Origin of the sequence: Paraburkholderia sp. HD33-4 (assembly GCF_021390635.1) — a bacterium.
Taxonomy (GTDB): domain Bacteria; phylum Pseudomonadota; class Gammaproteobacteria; order Burkholderiales; family Burkholderiaceae; genus Paraburkholderia.
Window position 1 is genome coordinate 1,906,483 of the sequence record NZ_JAJEJS010000002.1, and the last position, 19,264, is coordinate 1,925,746.

At 64.6% G+C, this 19,264-nt stretch carries 15 protein-coding genes; 6 read left to right on the forward strand and 9 right to left on the reverse strand.

The window, feature by feature from the left end; translation table 11 throughout:
* Positions 1–213: 213 nt before the first annotated feature.
* Positions 214–1,257 carry a methyltransferase gene (locus L0U84_RS28670; protein WP_442794087.1) on the reverse strand — a complete coding sequence of 348 codons (1,044 nt, stop codon included), beginning with the start codon at positions 1,255–1,257 and terminating at the stop codon, positions 214–216.
* Positions 1,258–1,861: 604 nt separating this feature from the next.
* Between L0U84_RS28670 and L0U84_RS28675 the strand changes: the two genes are divergently transcribed.
* Complete coding sequence (locus L0U84_RS28675) at positions 1,862–2,509, forward strand: hypothetical protein (protein WP_233855139.1); 648 nt, start codon at positions 1,862–1,864, stop codon at positions 2,507–2,509.
* A gap of 117 nt (positions 2,510–2,626) precedes the next feature.
* Here L0U84_RS28675 and L0U84_RS28680 read toward each other — a convergent pair whose 3' ends face one another.
* The 5 genes from L0U84_RS28680 to L0U84_RS28700 form a co-directional block, all read right to left on the reverse strand.
* Positions 2,627–3,751 carry a PLP-dependent cysteine synthase family protein gene (locus L0U84_RS28680; RefSeq protein WP_233855141.1) on the reverse strand — a complete coding sequence of 375 codons (1,125 nt, stop codon included), beginning with the start codon at positions 3,749–3,751 and terminating at the stop codon, positions 2,627–2,629.
* 46 nt (positions 3,752–3,797) lie between these two features.
* A complete protein-coding gene (locus tag L0U84_RS28685; RefSeq protein ID WP_233855143.1) occupies positions 3,798–4,151 on the reverse strand; it encodes a BON domain-containing protein in 354 nt (117 codons plus the stop codon).
* Positions 4,152–4,315: 164 nt separating this feature from the next.
* Positions 4,316–5,620, reverse strand: coding sequence for a c-type cytochrome (locus L0U84_RS28690; protein ID WP_233855145.1), 1,305 nt, complete (start codon positions 5,618–5,620; stop codon positions 4,316–4,318).
* Positions 5,621–5,637: 17 nt separating this feature from the next.
* Complete coding sequence (locus L0U84_RS28695) at positions 5,638–7,890, reverse strand: xanthine dehydrogenase family protein molybdopterin-binding subunit (protein WP_233855147.1); 2,253 nt, start codon at positions 7,888–7,890, stop codon at positions 5,638–5,640.
* A gap of 1 nt (position 7,891) precedes the next feature.
* On the reverse strand, positions 7,892–8,347 hold the full coding sequence (locus L0U84_RS28700) for a (2Fe-2S)-binding protein (protein WP_233855149.1): 456 nt from the start codon (positions 8,345–8,347) through the stop codon (positions 7,892–7,894).
* Positions 8,348–8,707: 360 nt separating this feature from the next.
* Between L0U84_RS28700 and L0U84_RS28705 the strand changes: the two genes are divergently transcribed.
* Positions 8,708–9,106, forward strand: a complete 399-nt coding sequence (locus L0U84_RS28705) for a hypothetical protein (RefSeq protein WP_233855151.1) — start codon at positions 8,708–8,710, stop codon at positions 9,104–9,106.
* A 251-nt stretch (positions 9,107–9,357) separates the two neighbouring features.
* Here the strand turns inward: L0U84_RS28705 and L0U84_RS28710 are convergent, their stop codons facing one another.
* On the reverse strand, positions 9,358–10,332 hold the full coding sequence (locus L0U84_RS28710) for a peptidoglycan DD-metalloendopeptidase family protein (protein WP_233855153.1): 975 nt from the start codon (positions 10,330–10,332) through the stop codon (positions 9,358–9,360).
* 428 nt (positions 10,333–10,760) lie between these two features.
* Positions 10,761–11,939 carry a porin gene (locus L0U84_RS28715; RefSeq protein ID WP_233855155.1) on the reverse strand — a complete coding sequence of 393 codons (1,179 nt, stop codon included), beginning with the start codon at positions 11,937–11,939 and terminating at the stop codon, positions 10,761–10,763.
* Between the two features lie 527 nt (positions 11,940–12,466).
* Between L0U84_RS28715 and L0U84_RS28720 the strand changes: the two genes are divergently transcribed.
* On the forward strand, positions 12,467–13,576 hold the full coding sequence (locus L0U84_RS28720) for an OpgC domain-containing protein (RefSeq protein WP_233855157.1): 1,110 nt from the start codon (positions 12,467–12,469) through the stop codon (positions 13,574–13,576).
* A 121-nt stretch (positions 13,577–13,697) separates the two neighbouring features.
* On the forward strand, positions 13,698–14,570 hold the full coding sequence (locus L0U84_RS28725; RefSeq protein WP_233855159.1) for an alpha/beta hydrolase: 873 nt from the start codon (positions 13,698–13,700) through the stop codon (positions 14,568–14,570).
* A gap of 58 nt (positions 14,571–14,628) precedes the next feature.
* On the opposite strand, the gene L0U84_RS28730 is transcribed toward L0U84_RS28725, so the two are convergent.
* The gene (locus L0U84_RS28730) at positions 14,629–15,723 is read right to left on the reverse strand and encodes an AI-2E family transporter (RefSeq protein ID WP_233855161.1); all 1,095 of its coding nucleotides are present in this window, start codon (positions 15,721–15,723) and stop codon (positions 14,629–14,631) included.
* A 340-nt stretch (positions 15,724–16,063) separates the two neighbouring features.
* Here L0U84_RS28730 and L0U84_RS28735 point away from each other — a divergent pair, with 340 nt between their 5' ends.
* Together L0U84_RS28735 and L0U84_RS28740 are read left to right on the forward strand one after the other, a co-directional pair.
* Positions 16,064–16,351, forward strand: coding sequence for a DUF3331 domain-containing protein (locus tag L0U84_RS28735; RefSeq protein WP_013091570.1), 288 nt, complete (start codon positions 16,064–16,066; stop codon positions 16,349–16,351).
* Between the two features lie 284 nt (positions 16,352–16,635).
* Positions 16,636–19,221: an adenosylcobalamin-dependent ribonucleoside-diphosphate reductase gene (locus L0U84_RS28740; RefSeq protein WP_233855163.1), complete on the forward strand. Its 2,586-nt coding sequence runs from the start codon at positions 16,636–16,638 to the stop codon at positions 19,219–19,221.
* The last annotated feature ends 43 nt before the right edge of the window (positions 19,222–19,264 follow it).

The following is a 19,264-nucleotide window of genomic DNA, read 5'->3' on the forward strand; positions in this document are numbered from 1 at the left end:
CATCGCTGCGACGCCTGGGTCTTCCAGGCACGCCGATACGCAGCGGTCGCAAGCGGCGGCGCACGCATCGCATGCGTCGATACAGGACTGGTAGGCTTCAGTGCTCATGGTGCGTCTCCAGTTTCGGGCGAGCTCGCGTATTGGGCTTCCCGATGCAGGTGCGGAGAATTTGAGTCGTGCGCTGGCACGCCTGCGCGTCGACTCCTGACGCTTCTACCGGGTTCCGATCACCATCGAATCTGGGCCGGCAAGCGGTTCGACGCGCACCTGGGTGAAGCCGACTTCCTTCATCCATGCGCAACACTGTGCGCCGGTATAGTCGAAACCGCCAGGCGTCTCGATCAGCATGTTCAAGCTCATCAGAAGGCCGAAGGCATTTCGCCTGCGCTCATCGTCGATCACCGCGTCGTAGACGATCAGGCAACCTCCGGGAGGCAGCGCCGCGTAGCACTTCGCGAGGAGTTCCATCTTCTGCGCAAGGTCCCAATCGTGGAGGATGTGTCCCATCACCAGCACGTCTGCGGAGGGGCACGGATCGTTGAAGAAGTTGCCCGGATGGAAACGCAGCCGCTCCTGCAAACCGCGCGACGCCACGTAGTCCTCGAACACGGGGCCCACTACCGGCAAGTCGAAACCGCCGCCGTGCAGATGGGGATGCGCGAGTGCGATCTCCACGGGCAACGCGCCTTGCGCCGCGCCAATGTCGATGAAAGTGCGGTAGTTTTGCCATGGGAACTTCTGCGCCATCGCCTTGGCCGCACCCAGGCTGATCGCAGTCATCGCTTGCAGGAAGCCTCGTAGCGACCGCTCGTCGCGATAGAGTGCATCGAAGGGGTTGCCGCCGTGTTTGGCCTCATTCTGCGGCTTTCCCGTGCGGAGCGCCTCCGTCAGAGAGCCCCAGTACGGATATAGCCGGGCGTTGGCCATTTCCAGCAATCCGCCCACGTAGCTGGGCTTGGCCTTGTCCAGAAAAAGCGCGGTGTCCTGGGTGTTGTGGTATTTCCCGTCTTCGCGTTCCAGAAGATTCAAAGCGACCAGCGCATCGAGAAAATCGAGGGCCGAGCGCGGATGCAGTCCAAGCGCCTCACCAAGTTCCGCTGCGTCGTGAGGCGCGGTCGCGAGGCGCGTGAACACGCCGATTTCGACTGCCGACAGCAGCGTCTTGGCCGCCCAGAATCCCATGCCCAGTTGGAGCAGCCGTTCAGGAGAGGGTTCGCGCGGATTGGTGGCGTCAGCCCCAGACTCCTGCGAACCCATGTGTGGTGTGTTGGCCATGGTTGCTCCCGGCGCGGATAGGCGCGGTGAAGTGCCTGCCGCCATCGTAGGCGGGCCAGCTTTGTTCGATGTTCGCTACCGTACAAAGCGAACTCAAACAGCTTGCATACCGGCCAAAACTGGAGTGTCCCTGTCCGCTTTCAACAGACATATGATCGTCCGGTCCGGCATGGATTGGCTGTCGACGCAATCAGGCGTGCATAGCGCGTAATAATCAGCACAATGGGCTCACCAAGGTGCTGTTCAAACGTACAGTAGCGCGCGCTTCACGTAACGACCTAGACTTAATACGTGGACAAAAAACGCGGAGTGAGTCATGGTCACCAGAACCGTCCGGCGGACGCTTTCCGATCTGACTTCGGCGATTGCACAAATGCCGAACAGTAAGCATCGGGTCGAACATACCGTGAAATCGGCTCAGCACAGGGCTGACGAGGCCTGGAGGCGCACGACACACGGACTGCATAACTCCATGATGCGTAAAGATCCGAAAGGGTGATTTTCGCAAGCCAGACGTAAGACCGAGCCCGCCGGGTTGGACGCATAGGCTGCTGCTTCTCCCAGAACCAGATGCGGAGGCACCACCATGTCGAGCAAAAGCGATAGGGACAACCGATCCGATCAAGTGAATCCCAACAATCCGGCATACGCGAGTTCCCGAGCGGGCAACTTGCGCGACGATGATGACGATTGGGAACCCGTCTCTTACCTCGATCGATACTTTTATACTCCGCCTCGCGCGACCACGTTTCAGGCGATAGGACACTACGGAGTTGGGGTGGTCTCACAGGAAGGGGACGCGAGGTTCGTCACATTCCGTTTGGAAGCCACCACGAGCGCGACACTCCTTTATACCCACTCAGGCTTGCAGGCGCGCGTCGAGGACTATTTCGAGCGTTTCGCGATCCATGTGCATGGGCTGTTCCACGTGCACTTCAAGGCTCCGCCAGTCTTGTATGTGCAGTTCGATGGAACATCTGGCCGGCTACCGTGGCACGTTCCGCTCAACCTGGAACAGCCGGAGACAATGCAGACGTTTCTGATGACCCACAAACCGTACATGAACTGCGCACCCGCTCCCGATGCAGTCATCAAACTATTATGTGACCGCCTCAGCGAACCAAGCGAGGATTGGGGTACTTTCGAAGCCCTGGATCAAAACACTTCGGATCTGACATTCATCTACGCCAGGCGCTGCAACGCTGAGATTGAGAAATATTCAAAAGGATTGTGACAAAGCAACCGGTGCGCTCGATCGCCTGAGTAGCCAGCACCTGTCGCGCCGTGCACCGTGCGCTTATCTGCGCACAGCGGGGCAACGCGATGGGTAGCGCCCGACCACTCCGACGCGCTAGACCAATGCGCCGGCGATTTGAAGTCCGACAGCGCCCCCCTGCGTGAGCACCGGTTCGCCTCTTACCGCGCGCGCGATCAGCGCATCGGCGTCGGCAATCGCGATCCCCTGCTCCGTGTACCACGCATTGTGATAATAAGTGCTTCGGTAGCGCTCTCCGCTGTCACATAGCAACGCAACGATCGCCCCCTTCTCGCCGGCGGCTTTCATGCGCTCCGCGATATACAGCACGCCGACGAAGTTAGTCCCAGTCGAGCCACCGACCCGCCGCCCAAGCCGGACAGCCAGATAGCGCATCGCGGCGAAGGAAAGCGCGTCCGGTGTCTTGACCATCGCATCGACGCAAGCAGGAATGAACGAGCGTTCGACACGTGGACGGCCTATTCCCTCGATGCGCGAGCCGACGTTGAGCGTCAGGGCGTGGTCCGGGTGTCCGGCAAGCACGCTCCTGAAGTAGTCGAAGAACACCGAGTTTTCCGGATCGGCGCACAGCACCCGCGTTGGATGGCCCCGGTACGCGACGTAGCGACCAAGCGTCGCGATCGTCCCGCCCGTCCCGCCGCTCGATACAAGCCACGCGGGCACGGGAAACTCCTCGGCAGCCATCTGCTTGAAGATCGACTCTGCGATGTTGTTGTTGGCGCGCCAGTCCGTCGCGCGTTCGGCATACGTGAACTGGTCCATGAAATGGCCGCCGCACTCCTGTGCGATCCGGTGCGACTCGCTATAGATGTCAGACGGATTGGCCACGAACTCGCATCGTCCACCATAAAACTCGATCGCTTCGATCTTCGCGCGCGACGTGCCCATTGGAATCACCGCGACGAAGGGCAGACCGAGTAGTCGCGCGAAGTACGCTTCGGAGATCGCGGTCGAGCCGCTTGACGCCTCGACGACCGTGCTCGCCTGGTTGAGCCAGCCGTTACACAGCGCATACAGGAACAGCGAGCGCGCGAGCCGGTGCTTGAGGCTGCCGGTCGGATGGCTGGACTCGTCCTTCAGGTAGAAGCGAATGCCCTGATAGCCAGGCAGGTCGAGGGGGATCAGGTGAGTGTCGGCGGAGCGGTTGAAGTCCGCCTCGATCTTGTGAATCGCTTCACGCGTCCACACGGAATTTGCCATGAGAGCCCCCGATCAAGCGACACACGATGCGAACCATCGCGGAGGATCAATACCCTTTCGTATAAAGCGCCAGATGGTTGCTGACCGACGTTACACCCGGCACGCCCTTCGCCACTTCCGCGGCCTGTTGGATCTGAGGGCCTTCCGGCACGCTTCCGGATAATGTCACGACACCGCCGCGCGCCTTGACGAAAACGTTCGACACGTCGAAGTTCTGCGCTTTCGATAACGCCTTGCGTACCTCGCGAGCCAGCGTCTTGTCCGCCGGCGTCGCCTTACCTGAACTTGCAGCCGGACTCGACGCCATCGGCATGGCGTTGCTGGCCTGCGCGTAGACGTTCGACATCAGCGTCACGCCTGCCACGACAACGATCAGACTCACGACGTTGCGTGCTTTCATGATTGCCTCTCTCGGTTCGGCATCGCAGATGGTGAATCAAAGATAGCCAACATTCCGCTTCCGACAAAGCTGCTTTCACGTCCCCCCAAAAAATGCGGCAACCCTGCGATGCATGAGTTGCCGCTTCTGCATTTCAAAGCACTTACCGCGCGCTTACCGCCCGCTCAGCGCCCCGCCTGTGTCGACTGCCGCAACTTCGCCACCTCCGCCACCCCAACCGTCGGCGCACCGTTGTTCCATCCAGCACGCACGAAACTCAGCACATCCGCGATCTGCTGATCGTCGAGCACCGCCGCGAAGCCCGGCATCGGAAACGGCGACGGCACGCCATTGATCACCAGATCGCCGGTGCCGTTCAGCGTCACGTTGATCAGCGACGACGCATCCTTCGCGAGCACGTTCGGATTGCCGGCGAGCGGCGCAAGCATCGGCGCGAAGCCGCGTCCGTCGACACCGTGGCAATGCATGCAATACGCGGTGTAGACGCGCGCACCGGCATCGTTCGCGGGACGATCGAGCGACACCCTGGTCGCCTGCGGATCGTAGCTATAGGCCGGCGCGCCGTTGCCGCCGGCCGGCGGCAGCGACTTCAGATACGCCGACACCGCCGCGCCGTCCTGATCGCTCATCGCCTGCGTGCTGTTGTTGATCACGCTCGTCATCGCGCCGAACGCCGACGCATGGCGATTCGCGCCGGTCTTCAGGAACGTGCGCAGATCCTCGTCGCTCCAGCGGCCGAGCCCGGTGTTGTGCTCGCCGGTCAGGTTCGACGCGAACCAGCCGTCGAGCAGCGCGCCGCTCAGGAACGCGCTGCCGCTTTCGTCGAGCGCGCTCTCCTGGAACGCGACGCCGCGCGGCGTGTGACACGACCCGCAATGCCCGAGCCCTTGCACCAGATACGCGCCGCGATTCCACGCGACGTCCTTGCCCGGCTTGTCGCGATACGCGCCCTTGTCGAGAAACGCCATGTTCCAGAACATCAGCGGCCAGCGCATGTTCAGCGGCCACTTGATGTCGGACTCGCGATTCGCCTGCTGCACGGGCGCGACGCCGTGCATGAAGAACGCGTACAGCGCCTTCACGTCGTCGTCGTTGACCTTCGCGTACGACGGATACGGCATCGCCGGATACAGGTTGTGGCCGTCTTTCGCGACGCCCTCGCGCAGCGCCCGCGCGAAGTCCGCCTCCGTGTAGCCGCCGATGCCGGTCTGCGCGTCGGGCGTGATGTTGGTCACGTAGATGCGGCCCATCGGCGTATTCATCGGCAGGCCGCCGGCGAACGGCTTGCCTTTCGGCGCGGTGTGGCAGGCCGCGCAATCGCCGAGCTGGGCGAGATAAGCGCCGCGTTGCACCAGCGTTTGCCCGGCTGCGCCGGTGGCTGCCGCAGCCGCCGCACCAGCAGGCGCTTGCGCGGCTATCGACAGCGCCACGCACAACGCCGCGCCAAGACCCTTCAGAGAGTTTTTCATGTCGGGCTCCTTTCGCGTCACGCGCTGTGCAGTTGACGGCCAACCGGCAATTGCCGCAGCCGCGTGCCGGTGGCCGCATAGATCGCGTTGGTCAGCGCGGGCGCGAGCGCCGCGGTGCCGGGTTCGCCGATGCCGCCGGGCGCCTCGCCGCTCTTCACGATATGCACGTCGATCGGCGGCGTCTGGTTGATGCGCAGCATCCGGTAATCGGTGAAGTTGTTCTGCTCGACGCGACCGTCCTTGATCGTGATCTCGCTATACAGCGCCGCCGTGATGCCGAAGACGATGCCGCCCTGCACCTGCGCCTCGATCGTGTTCGGATTGACGAACATCCCGCAATCGACCGCGCAGTTCACGCGCCTGACCGTCACCTCGCCCTGCTCGACCGCGACCTCGACGACGATCGCGAAGAAGCTGCCGAACGCGTGCATCACCGAGATGCCGCGCCCTTGCCCTTTGGGCAGCGCGCCGCCCCAGTTGCCGGCCTGCGCGGCCACGTTCAGCACGTTCAACGCGCGCGGCGATTTGCCGAGCAGATCGCGCCGGTACTGCACCGGATCGATCTTCGCGTGCGCGGCGAGTTCGTCGATGAAGCTCTCGACGACGAACGTGCCGCGCGTCGGCCCGACGCCGCGCCAGAACGCGGTGGGCACCGCGTGCGGTTCCACGCGCACGTAGTCGACCAGCTGGTTCGGCAGGTCGTACGGCAGATCAGCGGCGACTTCCACCGCGTCGGGGTCGACTCCGTTCCTGACCGCGGGCGGAGCGAAGCGCGCCAGGATCGACGAACCGGCAATGCGATGCTGCCACGCGATCGGCTTGCCGTTTGCGTCGAGCCCGGCCGAGATCGTGTCGTAGTAGTACGGCCGGTACATGTCGTGCTGGATGTCCTCCTCGCGGGTCCACAGCACCTTGACCGGCGTCGACACCTGCCTCGCGACCTTCACGGCCTGCGTGACCATGTCGGTTTCGAGCCTCCGTCCGAAGCCGCCGCCGATCAGATGGTTGTGCACGATGATCTTGTCGGCCGGCAAGCCCGTGACTGCGACCGCCGCATCGACGACGCGCGTCGGCACCTGCGAGCCGAGCCAGATTTCGCACGCGTCGCCGCGCACGTGGACCGTGGCGTTGACCGGCTCCATCGTCGCGTGCGCGAGGAACGGCTGCTGGTAGACCGCGTCGACGCGCGACTTCCCGTCGCCGAACGCGCGGCCGACGTCGCCGTCCTTACGTGCGACCGCGCCGCCGTGTTGCGAGGCCGCCGCGAGATCGTCGACGATGCGCTTCATCGATACCTGCGCGCCCGCGCCTTCGTTCCACTTGATGTCGAGCGCCTGCAGGCCGCGCTTCGCGGCCCACGTGTGCGCGCCGATCACCGCGACCGCGTTGTCGAGCTTGATGACCTCGCGCACGCCGGGGATCGTCTTCGCGTGCGTATCGTCGACGCTCGCGAGCGTGCCGCCGAACACCGGACAGTTCGCGATCGCCGCATAGACCATGTCGGGCAAGCGCACGTCGAGGCCGAACTGCGCGGTGCCGTCGACTTTCTCCGGCGAATCGAGACGCTTCGCCGGCGTGCCGATCAGCTTGAAATCCTTCGGGTCTTTCAACGGCACGTTCTGCGGCGCGGGCAGCGCCGAGGCGGCCTGCGCGAGCTGACCATAGCTCGCACTGCGATTGCTGGCCGCGTGGATCACCTGAGCGGCCTGCGCATGGCAACTGGCCGGATCGACCTGCCATTGCTGCGCGGCCGCGTTGATCAGCAGCACCCGCGCGCTCGCTCCGGCGCGGCGCATCGGCTCCCACGCGAAGCGGATCGACGTCGAGCCGCCGGTCAACTGGCCGCCCAGCAGCGGGTCCGTGAAGAGTTTCGCGTTGGGCGGCGCGTGATCGAGCGTGACCGTGTCGAGCGGCACTTCGAGTTCTTCGGCGATCAGCATCGGGATCGACGTATAGACGCCCTGACCCATCTCGACTTTCGGAATCACGAGCGTGACCTTGCCGGCGGTATCGATCTGGATGAACGCGTTCGGCGCGAACACGCCGCTTTGCGGGGCCTCGTTCGCATCGCCGCCGATCACGCTCTTGCCCGCCTTCTGATCCTGGCTCGCGACCGGCATGCTGAAGCCGAGCAGCAGACCTCCGCCGGCCGCTGCGCCGACCGTCACGCCGAATTTGAGGAAGCTGCGCCGCGAGATGCCTCGCGCATGCCGCGTGTTGGAGTCTGACGGCTGCGCGCCGTTCTGTGCATCGAGCAATCCTTGGGACATGTCAGGCCCCCTTCGCGGCGTGCTTGATCGCAGCGCGCACGCGGTGATAGGTGCCGCAGCGGCAGATGTTGCCGGCCATCGCGGCGTCGATGTCGGCGTCGCTCGGGCTGGGGTTGCGCGCGAGCAGCGATGCGGCCGACATCACCTGCCCCGACTGGCAGTAGCCGCATTGCACGACGTCGAGCTCACGCCAGGCCTGCTGCACTTTCTGACCCGTGGGCGTGGCGCCGACCGCTTCGATCGTGACGATCTTGCGCTCGCCGACGGCCGCCGCCGGAAACACGCACGATCGCACCGCGACGCCATCGAGATGCACGGTGCATGCGCCGCATTGCGCAATGCCGCAGCCGAACTTGGTGCCGGTCAAGCCGACGAGATCACGCAGCACCCATAGCAGGGGCATGTCGGGCGGGGCATCGACGGTATGGTTTTCGCCGTTGATATTGAGCGTTGTCATGAGCGGCTCCGGTGGGGGTGTTGTTGTGGTCACGCGATTTAGATCGCGAAGCCGCATCAGAGCGCGAACATGTGTCGGTTTTGTTCGGTATGTCGCGCTAATAGGCGATGAAAAGCGGCCTATGATCGAGCGGGTATCGCGAGAAAACCGGCCGATTGTAGTCGTGTCGAAAGAACTCCGCTTTGGACGTGCCAGGCGGCACGGGGCATGCTATGCGGGGTGCATCGCATGTGTCGGCGGGGTCGATGCGTTACCATCGACGGATCGATCCATTAGCGTGATCGCGCGACCCGCTGCATCGCACTGCGCGGTGTTGCGATGCGCGATTCCGTCGAGTCACTTCAGCCGCAGGAGCCGCCGATGAACGACCCGCAATGCACTCAATTCCTCACGGACATTCGCCGACCATTGCTTGCGCTGCACAAGGCGATTCTCGATCACGAACGCGCCGTCTACGAAAAGGAGTTCGGCCCGGTAACGCCCGCGGCATTCCTGCAGGTGCTGATCAACGGTTCGGGGTTTCGCTGGCTGACGCCGCTATCCACGGTGATCGCGAGCGTCGACGAAATTCTCGACGACGCGGAAGCCGATGCGGGCGACCGTCTCGCGACCGCCGAGGCCGTGATCGGCCTGTTCTCGCCCGATCAACCGAACAATCACTTCATGCCGCGTTATCTGCCGCTGTTGCAGGCCGATCCGGCGATCCTGCATTACCACGGCGAGGTATCGCGATTGCTGCGCGGCGTGCAAACGACGTAACGGCGCTTCGCGCGGAGCACGGCGGCGGCGCGCGCGCTGCCCGCCGGCTCCCGCATTTCCTCACCGTTCAAAAACGGCTGCAAGGCGAGATCGCATGATTGATGGTCGGTATTTTTGCGTGGATTGAGCGGAATGCTCTGATGTGAAGGGACTGTCGCAACGATTGATCGACCGCTCGGACTGCGCGACCGATCAAATTACCTGGTTTAGCTGAATAAATTCAAGGTGAGCTTTTGCGGGAACGCCGAAGCTCAACCGCGCCCCTGCGGCAGATAAGGCAGCGGATCGACCGGCTTGCCGTCGCGCCGCACTTCGAAGCCGACCGACACACGCGAGTTGCTCTCGTCGCCCATCTCGGCGATCTGCTGTCCCTTGCGGACGACGTCGCCCATCTTGACCATCAGCTTGCGGTTGTGCGAATACGCGGTCAGAAAATCCTTGTTGTGCTGGACGATGATCAGGCTGCCGTAGCTGTTAAGTCCGGTGCCCGCGTACATCACTTTGCCGTCGGCGGCGGCTCGCACCGGATCGCCCGCTTTGCCGCCGATTTCGATGCCGCGCGTTTCGCCCGGCTGGAACGCTTCGACGACGCTGCCCGCGGCAGGCCACGCGAGCGTCACGCTGCTCGCATGCCGGCGGGTTTCCTGCGTGACTTCGCGGACGTCGGTGGCATCCGGAGCCGCTGCAACGGGTTGAGCGGAGGCTTGTGCCGACGTGGGCGCCGACGCTCGTGAAGCGGTCGGCGTCGCGGCTTGCGCCGCAGCCTTCGCGGCGGCCGCCGCCGCATTGACCGCATTGACCGCATTGGCCGCATTGGCCGCATTGGCCGCCTTCACCGCGCGCACCGTCTCCGGCGACGCGACGTGCAGCACCTGCCCCGGCTTCAGCCGCGCCGACGCCTTCAGCCCGTTCCATGCCTGCAACTGCTTGACGCTGATGTGATGATGCTGCGCGACCCGCGCGAGCGTGTCCCCGCGCCTGACCCGATAGACGAGCGGCGGCGACTTTTTCAGCGACGCGCTATCGCTGCCATCGATCGACAGCGGCGCGGCTGCGGCCGGGTCGCCGGACGCTGTTCCCGTCGCATTTGCCCCCGGCACCGCGGCACTGGTTGCCGGGCCGTTCTGCGCATTCGGCTGCCCGACGTTCGCGCAACCGCTGACGGTCAGCGCGACCCATGCGCCGGCGAGACCGGCCAATATCGTTCTGTCGAAACGCTTTCTCATCCTGTTCGACTCCTGCTGTATGGATGCGCAAGCCGGATAGCCCGATGCCGCCGACAAGGCGCGCGATCTTCGGCCGCGCGGCCCTCCCCCGACGACACGGCAGAGCCGCCTCGTACGGCGCTCATGGCGTGCCTGCTTGCCGATCAAATTTCTGGCGGAATTCTAAAGTGTCGTTTAATAAAAACGGCCCGCGCCACACACTCTGATACAGACGTTACGAGCGGTATTTCCGCGTTACGAAGGCACGTGTTTCGGGACGCCAACGACGCACACATCGCCGCTTGTCCGCCGCGTGTTCAGATTTGTTGACATTCGACTTATCGGCAGGCGCGAGGGGAACTTGAATAGCCATGCGTCGAGACGAAGGGCGCAAAAAAAGCCAGCCTTCGAAAACCGCAGGCTGGCTTTTCGCGCTGACGCGCAGCGAACTAGAACTTATGCCGGATCGCCGCGCGCACGACGACCTGCTTCGACGTCGACGACGGCGACTGCGTGCCGGGAATGAATGCGAAATCGAGGATCGACAGCGTGGAATCGCCGGTGACCTGTTGATAGGCACCTTGCAGATAGACGTCGGTGCGCTTGGACAGGTTGTAGTCCGCCATCAGCCCGAACGTATGGATGCGCGGCTTCACGGCGCCGTTCGATGCGTCGTAGGTTTCCATCGTGTACACGTACTGCGCGCCGACGAACAGCACCGGCGAGATCTGATACCTGCCGTTGATCTCGAAGTTCTGATACTTGAGCGAGTTCAACAGCACGCCCGGCGGCGTGAACGGCACCAGCGGCACCAGCGGCTCGATGCCGAGATAGCCGTTGGCGGTCGGCTCCAGATAGTTCGAGTTGCTATAGACGAAGCCCGCCGTCGCCGGTCCGAACGTATACGTGATGCCGCCGCCGAACACGCGCAGGCGCGTCGCGACGAAGCCGGCGTCGTTCGCGGTGATCGCCCCGTTCGAGCCGTTGCCCGGATTGTCTGCCTGCAGATAGGCCGCCGCAACCAGCAGCCCGCCGTACGTGTACTGACCGCCGAAGCTGTATGCGCGATTGTTGGCGAAGTTCGTGTCGTTGCTGAAGCTGTAGGTGCCGCCGAACTGGAAGCCCGAGATCGACGGGCTCGTGTACTTGACCGTGTTGTCGAGGCGGAAAGTGTTGTCGGTGTTGTCGTTGTCGTACGGATGCGAGAACAGCTGGCCGCCCCAATTGCCGTTGGCCGTGGTCTGCGCCAGATAGTCGACCACCGAATCGTATTGCCGGCCGAACGTCAGCGTGCCGTACGCCTGCGAGCTGAGTCCGACGAAAGCCTGGCGGCCGAACAGGCGGCCGCCCTGCCCGAGCTGCCCGGAATTCAGATCGAACCCGTTCTCGAGCTGAAAGATCGCCTTCAGGCCGCCGCCGAGATCTTCGGAACCCTTCAAGCCCCAGCGGCTCCCCTGCGCAAGACCGCTCGCGAGTTCATAAACATGGCCGTGGCCGACGTTGTTCGTGTAGTTGATGCCTTCGTCGATCACGCCATACAGCGTGACGCTAGTCTGCGCCGCGGCAGGCGCGGCAAAAACGGCGGACGCAGCAACAGAGACAGCCAGCGCGAACACTTGCTTGTTCATGATGATCTCCCTGCACCTCGAGTGAAAGGACAACTCGATCCGGCCGTTTTGTTCTCTTTGCTCTTTATTCTCGCCACTTTCCCAGCAGTTCTGAAGACTGTTCCAAGCGCTGCTCTTTCCGGAAATCGTCACACGACATCGTCTGGCCGTCCATGAGTGGATGCGCCGATCATCGAGAATGTTGCTAATTCTCCACTGCGCGTTGCTGCCTCTTTTTTCGAAACGTCGCTTCAGGTAAACGGCAGCCGCTGCTGCCGATCTCGCTGCGGCATTGTCACGAAAAGAAATATAATCCTGCGCCTTTGCTGCGATGCAACGGAACTCGATGCCGCAGCGAGGGTCATCTTTACACCCCGCTGACACGGCCGCCTCGCGAAGGCGGTTGCGCGTGGCGAGGTGGGCCACGGGCGACGCCAGCACGGATCACCTCACCGCCGCATCACCCAATCCCATATTAAAAAGCCTTGTGAGACGCCCGCCGCGCTGGATCAGCGCGCCGTCGCACGGGGCTGCTTTTGACGCAAACAATGGCCAAGTCATCCTCCCGCCTGATCGAGCTCGACTTTTTCCGCGGACTGGTTCTGCTGATCATCGTCGTCGATCACATCGGCGGCAGCATTCTGTCGCGCGTGACGCTGCACGCGTACGCACTGTGCGATGCCGCCGAAGTGTTCGTGTTCCTCGGCGGCTTCGCGACCGCCACCGCCTATGCAACGCTCGCCGAGCGGCGCAACGAGACGATCGCGCGCGGCCGCTTCCTGCGCCGCTCGTTCGAGATCTATCGCGCGTTTCTCGTTACCGCCGGGCTGATGCTGCTGGTCAGCGCGGTGCTCACCGCATTCAGCATCGACGGGCCGAATCTCCCCACGACCGATCTCGACGACCTGATCGACACGCCGCTTGCCGCGCTGCGCGACATCGTGCTGCTGCGCCGCCAGCCGTACCTCGCGTCGGTGCTGCCGATGTACGCGTTCTTCGCGCTGCTGGTGCCCGCGATCCTGCCGCTCGCGCGCGGCAAGCCGTGGCTGCTGCTCGCCGGCAGCGTCGCGCTATGGGCCGGCGCGCCGGCGATCAGCCAGTATCTGCCCGCCGCACCCGATATGCACTGGGACTTCAACCCGTTCGCGTGGCAACTGATGTTCGTGCTCGGCGTGCTCGCGCGCTGTCAGCCGGTATATCAGCGGATCAGCGCGCACCGGCTCGGCTGGCTCGTCAGCGTGCTGGCGTTCGCGGTGGTCGTAGGGGCCGCGTACTACAAGCTCTTTTTGCTGCATGAGCCGCTCGCCGCGAGCCTCAAGCAGAACCTGTCCTACCTGCGCGCGGGCAATTTCCTCGCGATCGCGTGGCTCGTCGCCAATCTGATCGAGCTCGGCTGGGCGAAGAAGGTCGCGCGCCGGCTGCCGTGGGTCGGCGCGATCGGGCGTCAGGGCTTGCTGTGCTTCATTGCCGGCGCGGTGATTTCGCTGGTGGTCGACTCGGTGCTGTACGCGGCGACCGATGGTTACCTGAACTATCCGCTCGGACTGCTCGCCGATGCTGCCGCCGTCGGTGCGCTGTTTGCCGTCGCGCTGGGGGTGGAGCCGCTGAAACGGGTCGTTGGACGGTTCGTCGACGGGCGGCTGCGGACGTCGGGCTGAAGAACTTTGCGCGCTTCAAGCGCCGTCGGTCTTTCCGCCAATCCCTTCTCAAATCCGGCGCCAATGCTGATAGCATGACGGCCGCGCGCGAATCCCGCGTCAGCCGGCCTTCCCCACTGCCATGCGTCGATTTCTCCGTTTCGCCCTCGCACTGCTTGCCTTCGCCGTTGGCGCGCCCGCGTTCGCGAGCACGGTCGCGAGCCGCAGTTTCCATTCCGATGCGCTCGGCCGCGACTGGAACTACACGATCTACCTGCCAGGCGGCTATCGCGCGGATGGTCCGCGCCTGCCGGTGCTCTACCTGCTGCACGGCAATAACGGCGACGCCAACGACTGGATCACGCAAGGTCATCTGCAGAGTGCCGCGGACGCGCTGATCGAGCGCAAGGAGATTGCGCCGGTCGTCATCGTGATGCCGCAAGGCGGCACTGACTGGTACGTCGATCGCAAGGAGAAGATGGAGAGCGCGTTCTTCGACGATCTGCTGCCCGAGATCGAAACGCACTACGCGGTCGCGACGCAGCGCGCAGGCCGGATGATCGGCGGTGTGTCGATGGGCGGCTTTGGCGCGCTGCGCTACGCGCTGACGCAACCCGAGATGTTTTGCGGCGCGCTGCTGCTCAGTCCGGCCATCTATGCGAACGAGCCGCCGCGCGCGTCGGCGGCGCGGCGGGTCGGCGTCTTCGGCGAGCGCCAGTTCGATCCGCGCGTGTGGCACGAGCTGAACTATCCGGCGCAGTGGGACCGCTATATGAGCCGGCCGTATCGCCTGCCGATGTTCATCGCAGCCGGCGACGACGATCTCGACATCCAGGCCGACGCGTCGCTGCTGTACACGCATCTGCGGCTCGCGGGCAATCCGGCGGCCCTGCGGATCATCGACGGCGGCCACACGTGGGAGGTGTGGAGCGCGCTGTTGCCCGCCGCGCTCAAATACACGCTCGGCTGCGTGAAGCCGCCGGCGCTGGAGCATCCGTCGAATCAGCGGCCTTGATCCGGCGCGGCGCGCCACGCGCCAAGGCCGTCCAGCGCCGCGTCCCTCGACGCCCGCGCTACTCCACGAGATCGGTCCACAGCACCATCAGCACCGTCATCAACGCGGGGCCGATGAAAATCCCCAGCAGCCCGAAGGTCTCCGCGCCGCCGAGAATGCCGAACAGCACGAGCAGAAACGGCAGGCGCGTCGAGTTGCCGATCAGCACCGGCCGCACGAAATGCTCGGCGACGAATACGACGACCGCGCCGAATACCAGCAGCCCGGCCGCCGCGACCATCGAGCCCTGCACGAGCAGCCACAGCGCCGCGAGACCGAACACGATCGGCGCGCAGAACGGCAGCATCGCGGCGATCGCCGTGACGAAGCCGAGCAGCGCCGCGTGCGGCACGCCAGTCACGAAATAGGCGACCCCAAGCAGCGCACCCTCGCCGACGCCGACCACGATCAACCCCGACACGGTGCCGCGCACCGCGGTGCCCATATGCGCGACGAGGTCCGCGCCGCTATCGCCGAAACCGCGCCGCACGGCCTTCAGCAGCGAGCCGGACAGACGCGGCCCCGCCTGAAAGATCACGAACAGCGTGACCAGCATGAACGCGAATACCATCGCCGCATGCGCGGCGCGCGCACCGAAATGCCGGCCGAGCGTCATCACCGTGTTGCTGTGCAAGCCTTTCATCGCGGCCGAGTCGCGCAGCGGCTGAGCAAGATTGGCCTGCCACCACGAGGTGATCTGCTGCACGCCGAACGGCAGACGGTTGACGAAGTCCGGCAGCGCGATGCCGTTCTCCTGCGCGTTGTGGAACCAGTCGTTCATCTCGTGCGCCTCACGCAGCGCCTGCGCGAGGCCGAGCCCGACCGGCAGCAGCACGAGCACGGCGATCACCAGCGTGAAGACCGTCGCGAGCAAGGTCGTACGCCCCTTGAACCAGGGGCTGCCCGCCACCTTGTGCAGCAGCGGCCACAGCGCAATCGCGACGACCCCGGCCCACGCCACCACCACGATGAAATCGCGCACCACCCACAACGCGAGCAGCACGAGCCCGATATAGAGCACGACCGATGCGGCCTTCTGCTTTTTCAGGCGCTCGGCGGCGACGGACGACGATTCGGGCGAGTTGGGCGGGACTGCGGGAGGGCGTGGAATCATGTGAACTCTTGTGTTTTTGAACGGTGTGCGCGCGAGCCGACCTGAAAAAATCAAACCCGCTACACTGACGGCTCAGTTCGCCGCCCGACACAACATCTTAAAGGAAGCGTTGCCGCCCTTTTCCCGGCCGCCCTCCTCGTCGCGCCACAGGCAACACAGCGTTGCAAAAATGCACATTATTAAAAAATCACATAAAAATGCTTGCAACGCCTGTCATTTCGGCCAATCGCGAATGTCAAGTCTGATTATTGCTAATTCCGGAACGGTGTTTCAACGGTGACACAATGGCTATCCGGCGCGCGCGGGACTAAATTCGGCACTCCACAATACGGAGCCGATGATGACCCTGGAGTCCATCCCCCTCGACGGTAGCAATGGCGTACGCATCGAAATTCTCGAGAGCTCCGACACGACGCTGGTGATCCGCTGGGTCGAGCCGGGCCGCTGCCACTATGGTGAGCAGCGCTGGCGCCGCCGCTCGGCGCATTCGTCCGGCACCTGCGCGGTGTCGCGCCGCAAGATCCGTCGCGGTGACCCGGTATTCAAACCGGCCGAGCGCCCGGCGCCGTCGAATGCGTCCGCGATGATCTGCGCGGAAATCCTCGAACCGCTGCTCGAAGCGGCCTGACGCACGGAGCGTTCCCGAGTCCCACGCAACGGGGTGCGAGTTGTAACCCCGTGGCGCCGAGGTCGATCTCTCTACTGCCCACTTGCCCTTGGCGAGTGCGTGCCTGGCCGCCGCGGCATCGCCCGCTGCGGCGCCGCGTCTGCCCGTTCCCGGTTGCCCGCCTGCGCGTCGTGCGTTAAGGTGGATTCGTTGCGCCCGCCCCACCGCCGGCTCGCTACCCGGCGCCGGCGACGCGCCTTCCACCACCGCGCCGCGCCCGCCGCGACGCCGATTGAGGGCCGATCATGGCAGAAGACACGCCGCAAACCCGCGCGGCCAACGCCGCTTCAACCTCTCCCGCTTCCTCCGCTCCTCCCGCTTCGCCGATCCCGCCGCAGCAGTTCTCGCTCGACGTGCTGCTGGAAAAATATGCGAAGGGCGACGAGCAATCAGCCGACGATGTCTATCGCCGCGTCGCGCACGGCGTCGCCGAGGCCGAGCCGCCCGAGTTGCGCGCGTCGGTCGAGGAGCAGTTCGTCGACAACCTGCGCCACGGCGCGCTCGGCGCCGGGCGCATCATGAGCGCGGCCGGCAGTGGGATCGCCGCGACGCTGATCAACTGCTTCGTGCAGCCGGTCGGCGATTCGATCCAGGGCGTCGACGAACAGGGCTTGCCGGGCATCTACGTGGCACTGCTGCAGGCGGCCGAAACGATGCGCCGCGGCGGCGGCGTCGGCTACAACTTCTCGGCGATCCGGCCGAAGGGGGCGCGGGTTCACACCACCAGTTCGGCCGCCTCGGGTCCGTGCAGCTATATGGACGTGTTCGACGCGTCGTGCCGCACTGTGGAGAGCGCGGGCTCGCGGCGCGGCGCGCAGATGGCGGTGCTCGACTGCAATCACCCCGACCTGCTCGAATTCATCGAGGCCAAGCATTCGAAGGGACGCTGGAACAACTTCAACGTGTCGGTCGGCGTCACCGACGAATTCATGCGCGCGGTCGAGAACGACGAGCCGTGGCAACTGGTCCATCGCGCCGAGCCGTCGCCGGCGCTGCGCGCGGCCGGCGACGTGCGGCAGCGCGAGGACGGCCTGTGGGTCTATAGCGAGCCCCAGGCGCGCGCGATCTGGGACCGCATCATGCGCTCGACGTACGACGTCGCCGAGCCTGGCATCGTATTCATCTCGCGGATGAACGAGGACAACAACCTGCGCGCCGTCGAAACGATCCGCGCGACCAATCCATGCGGCGAGCAGCCGCTGCCCGCCTACGGCTGCTGCAACCTCGGGCCGCTGAATCTGACGCGCTTCGTCGTCGATCCGTTCGCGCAGCTGAAGGGCCGCCAGCCCTCGTTCGACTGGGACGGCCTCGGGCGACGCACCCGCACGCAGGTGCGCTTTCTCGACGATGTGCTCGACGTCACGCTATGGCCGCTGCCTGAGCAGTACGCCGAATCGCGCGCGAAGCGGCGCATCGGTGTCGGCTTCACCGGCCTCGGCGATACGCTCGTGATGATGGGCCTGCGCTACAACTCGCAGGAAGGCCGCGATTTCGCGGTGCGCATCGCGCGGCTGATGCGCGACGAGGCGTATCGCGCGTCGGTCGAGCTCGCGAAGGAGCGCGGCGCGTTCGAGCTGTTCGACGCCGCGCGCTACCTGGAAACCGGCACGTTCGCGTCGCGCCTGCCCGAGGACATCCAGCAGGCGATCCGTCGCGACGGCATCCGCAACAGCCATCTGCTGTCGATCGCGCCGACCGGCACCGTGAGCCTCGCGTTCGCGGACAACGCGTCGAACGGCATCGAGCCGGCGTTTTCGTGGACCTACACGCGCATGAAGGTGATGGCCGACGGCGGCCGCGAATCGTTCGACGTCGAGGACTACGCGTACCGGCTCTATCGCGAGCTGGGCGGCGACGTGAGCCGGCTGCCCGACTACTTCGTCAGTGCGCTGCAGATGTCGGCGCGCGACCATCTCGACATGATGGCGGCCGTGCAGCCGTACGTCGACACGTCGATCTCGAAGACCGTCAACGTGCCCGCCGACTATCCGTTCGACGCGTTCGAAAGCCTCTATTTCGACGCATGGAAAAGCGGCCTGAAGGGCCTTGCCACCTATCGCCCGAACGACACGCTCGGCGCGGTGCTGAGCGTGACGCCCGCGCAAGCCGACGACGCGCTCGCCGAGATGGATCAGGACCCGCTGCGTATCGCGATCGATCATCGGCCCAAAGGCGAATTGCCGGCGATCATCGAGAAGGTCGAATATCTGACCCAGGCGGGCAAGAAGTCGCTGTATGTCGCGGTGTCGTTCATCGAGGTGACGGGGCGCCTCGCCGGCGAGGACGTGACGATCGAGCGGCCGATCGAGTTCTTCATTCCGACCGGTCAGCGCGACGAGTCGCAGCAGTGGATCACCGCGACGATGCGTTCGCTGTCGCTGGCCGCGCGCGGCGGCTTCGTCGCGCGCAATCTGCAGGATATGCGCAAGGTGTCGTGGGATCGCGGCCAGGTGCGGCTTGGCGACGTGCAGCGTCTGGACGGTCATCGCGCGCCGCGCTGGCACGATTCCGAAGTGGCCGCGCTCGCGTTCGCGATCCAGCAGATCCTCTATCGACGCGGCTTTCTCGACGCCGAGGGCAATCAGGTGGCGTCGCGGATGCTTGCGCGCTTGCCGCGCGGACAGATGAAAACCGACATGGCGCTGTCCGCCGATTTCGGCATCCGTGCGAATCCTGCGGATAGCTCCGACACGTTGCTGCAGCCGAACGGCACGCAAGGGCTGCACACGATGCTCGGACGCAAATGCGGTTCGTGCGGCGCGAATGCGGTGATTCGCAAGGACGGGTGTGATTTTTGTACCGCGTGCGGGGAGATGGGGGCGTGCGGGTAGTGTGAGGTGAGGAGCGCGCCGGCTCGCAGGCCGGGCGCGCTCA

What these genes read in the sequence shown, in the direction of transcription:
- L0U84_RS28720 (WP_233855157.1), top strand. Translation starts at nt 12,467, where the DNA reads ATGGCCAAGTCATCCTCCCGCCTGATCGAGCTCGACTTTTTCCGCGGA.
- L0U84_RS28710 (WP_233855153.1), bottom strand. Translation starts at nt 10,332, where the DNA reads ATGAGAAAGCGTTTCGACAGAACGATATTGGCCGGTCTCGCCGGCGCA.
- L0U84_RS28700 (WP_233855149.1), bottom strand. Translation starts at nt 8,347, where the DNA reads ATGACAACGCTCAATATCAACGGCGAAAACCATACCGTCGATGCCCCG.
- L0U84_RS28685 (WP_233855143.1), bottom strand. Translation starts at nt 4,151, where the DNA reads ATGAAAGCACGCAACGTCGTGAGTCTGATCGTTGTCGTGGCAGGCGTG.
- L0U84_RS28740 (WP_233855163.1), top strand. Translation starts at nt 16,636, where the DNA reads ATGGCAGAAGACACGCCGCAAACCCGCGCGGCCAACGCCGCTTCAACC.
- L0U84_RS28670 (WP_442794087.1), bottom strand. Translation starts at nt 1,257, where the DNA reads ATGGGTTCGCAGGAGTCTGGGGCTGACGCCACCAATCCGCGCGAACCC.
- L0U84_RS28705 (WP_233855151.1), top strand. Translation starts at nt 8,708, where the DNA reads ATGAACGACCCGCAATGCACTCAATTCCTCACGGACATTCGCCGACCA.
- L0U84_RS28675 (WP_233855139.1), top strand. Translation starts at nt 1,862, where the DNA reads ATGTCGAGCAAAAGCGATAGGGACAACCGATCCGATCAAGTGAATCCC.
- L0U84_RS28735 (WP_013091570.1), top strand. Translation starts at nt 16,064, where the DNA reads ATGACCCTGGAGTCCATCCCCCTCGACGGTAGCAATGGCGTACGCATC.
- L0U84_RS28695 (WP_233855147.1), bottom strand. Translation starts at nt 7,890, where the DNA reads ATGTCCCAAGGATTGCTCGATGCACAGAACGGCGCGCAGCCGTCAGAC.
- L0U84_RS28725 (WP_233855159.1), top strand. Translation starts at nt 13,698, where the DNA reads ATGCGTCGATTTCTCCGTTTCGCCCTCGCACTGCTTGCCTTCGCCGTT.
- L0U84_RS28690 (WP_233855145.1), bottom strand. Translation starts at nt 5,620, where the DNA reads ATGAAAAACTCTCTGAAGGGTCTTGGCGCGGCGTTGTGCGTGGCGCTG.
- L0U84_RS28680 (WP_233855141.1), bottom strand. Translation starts at nt 3,751, where the DNA reads ATGGCAAATTCCGTGTGGACGCGTGAAGCGATTCACAAGATCGAGGCG.
- L0U84_RS28715 (WP_233855155.1), bottom strand. Translation starts at nt 11,939, where the DNA reads ATGAACAAGCAAGTGTTCGCGCTGGCTGTCTCTGTTGCTGCGTCCGCC.
- L0U84_RS28730 (WP_233855161.1), bottom strand. Translation starts at nt 15,723, where the DNA reads ATGATTCCACGCCCTCCCGCAGTCCCGCCCAACTCGCCCGAATCGTCG.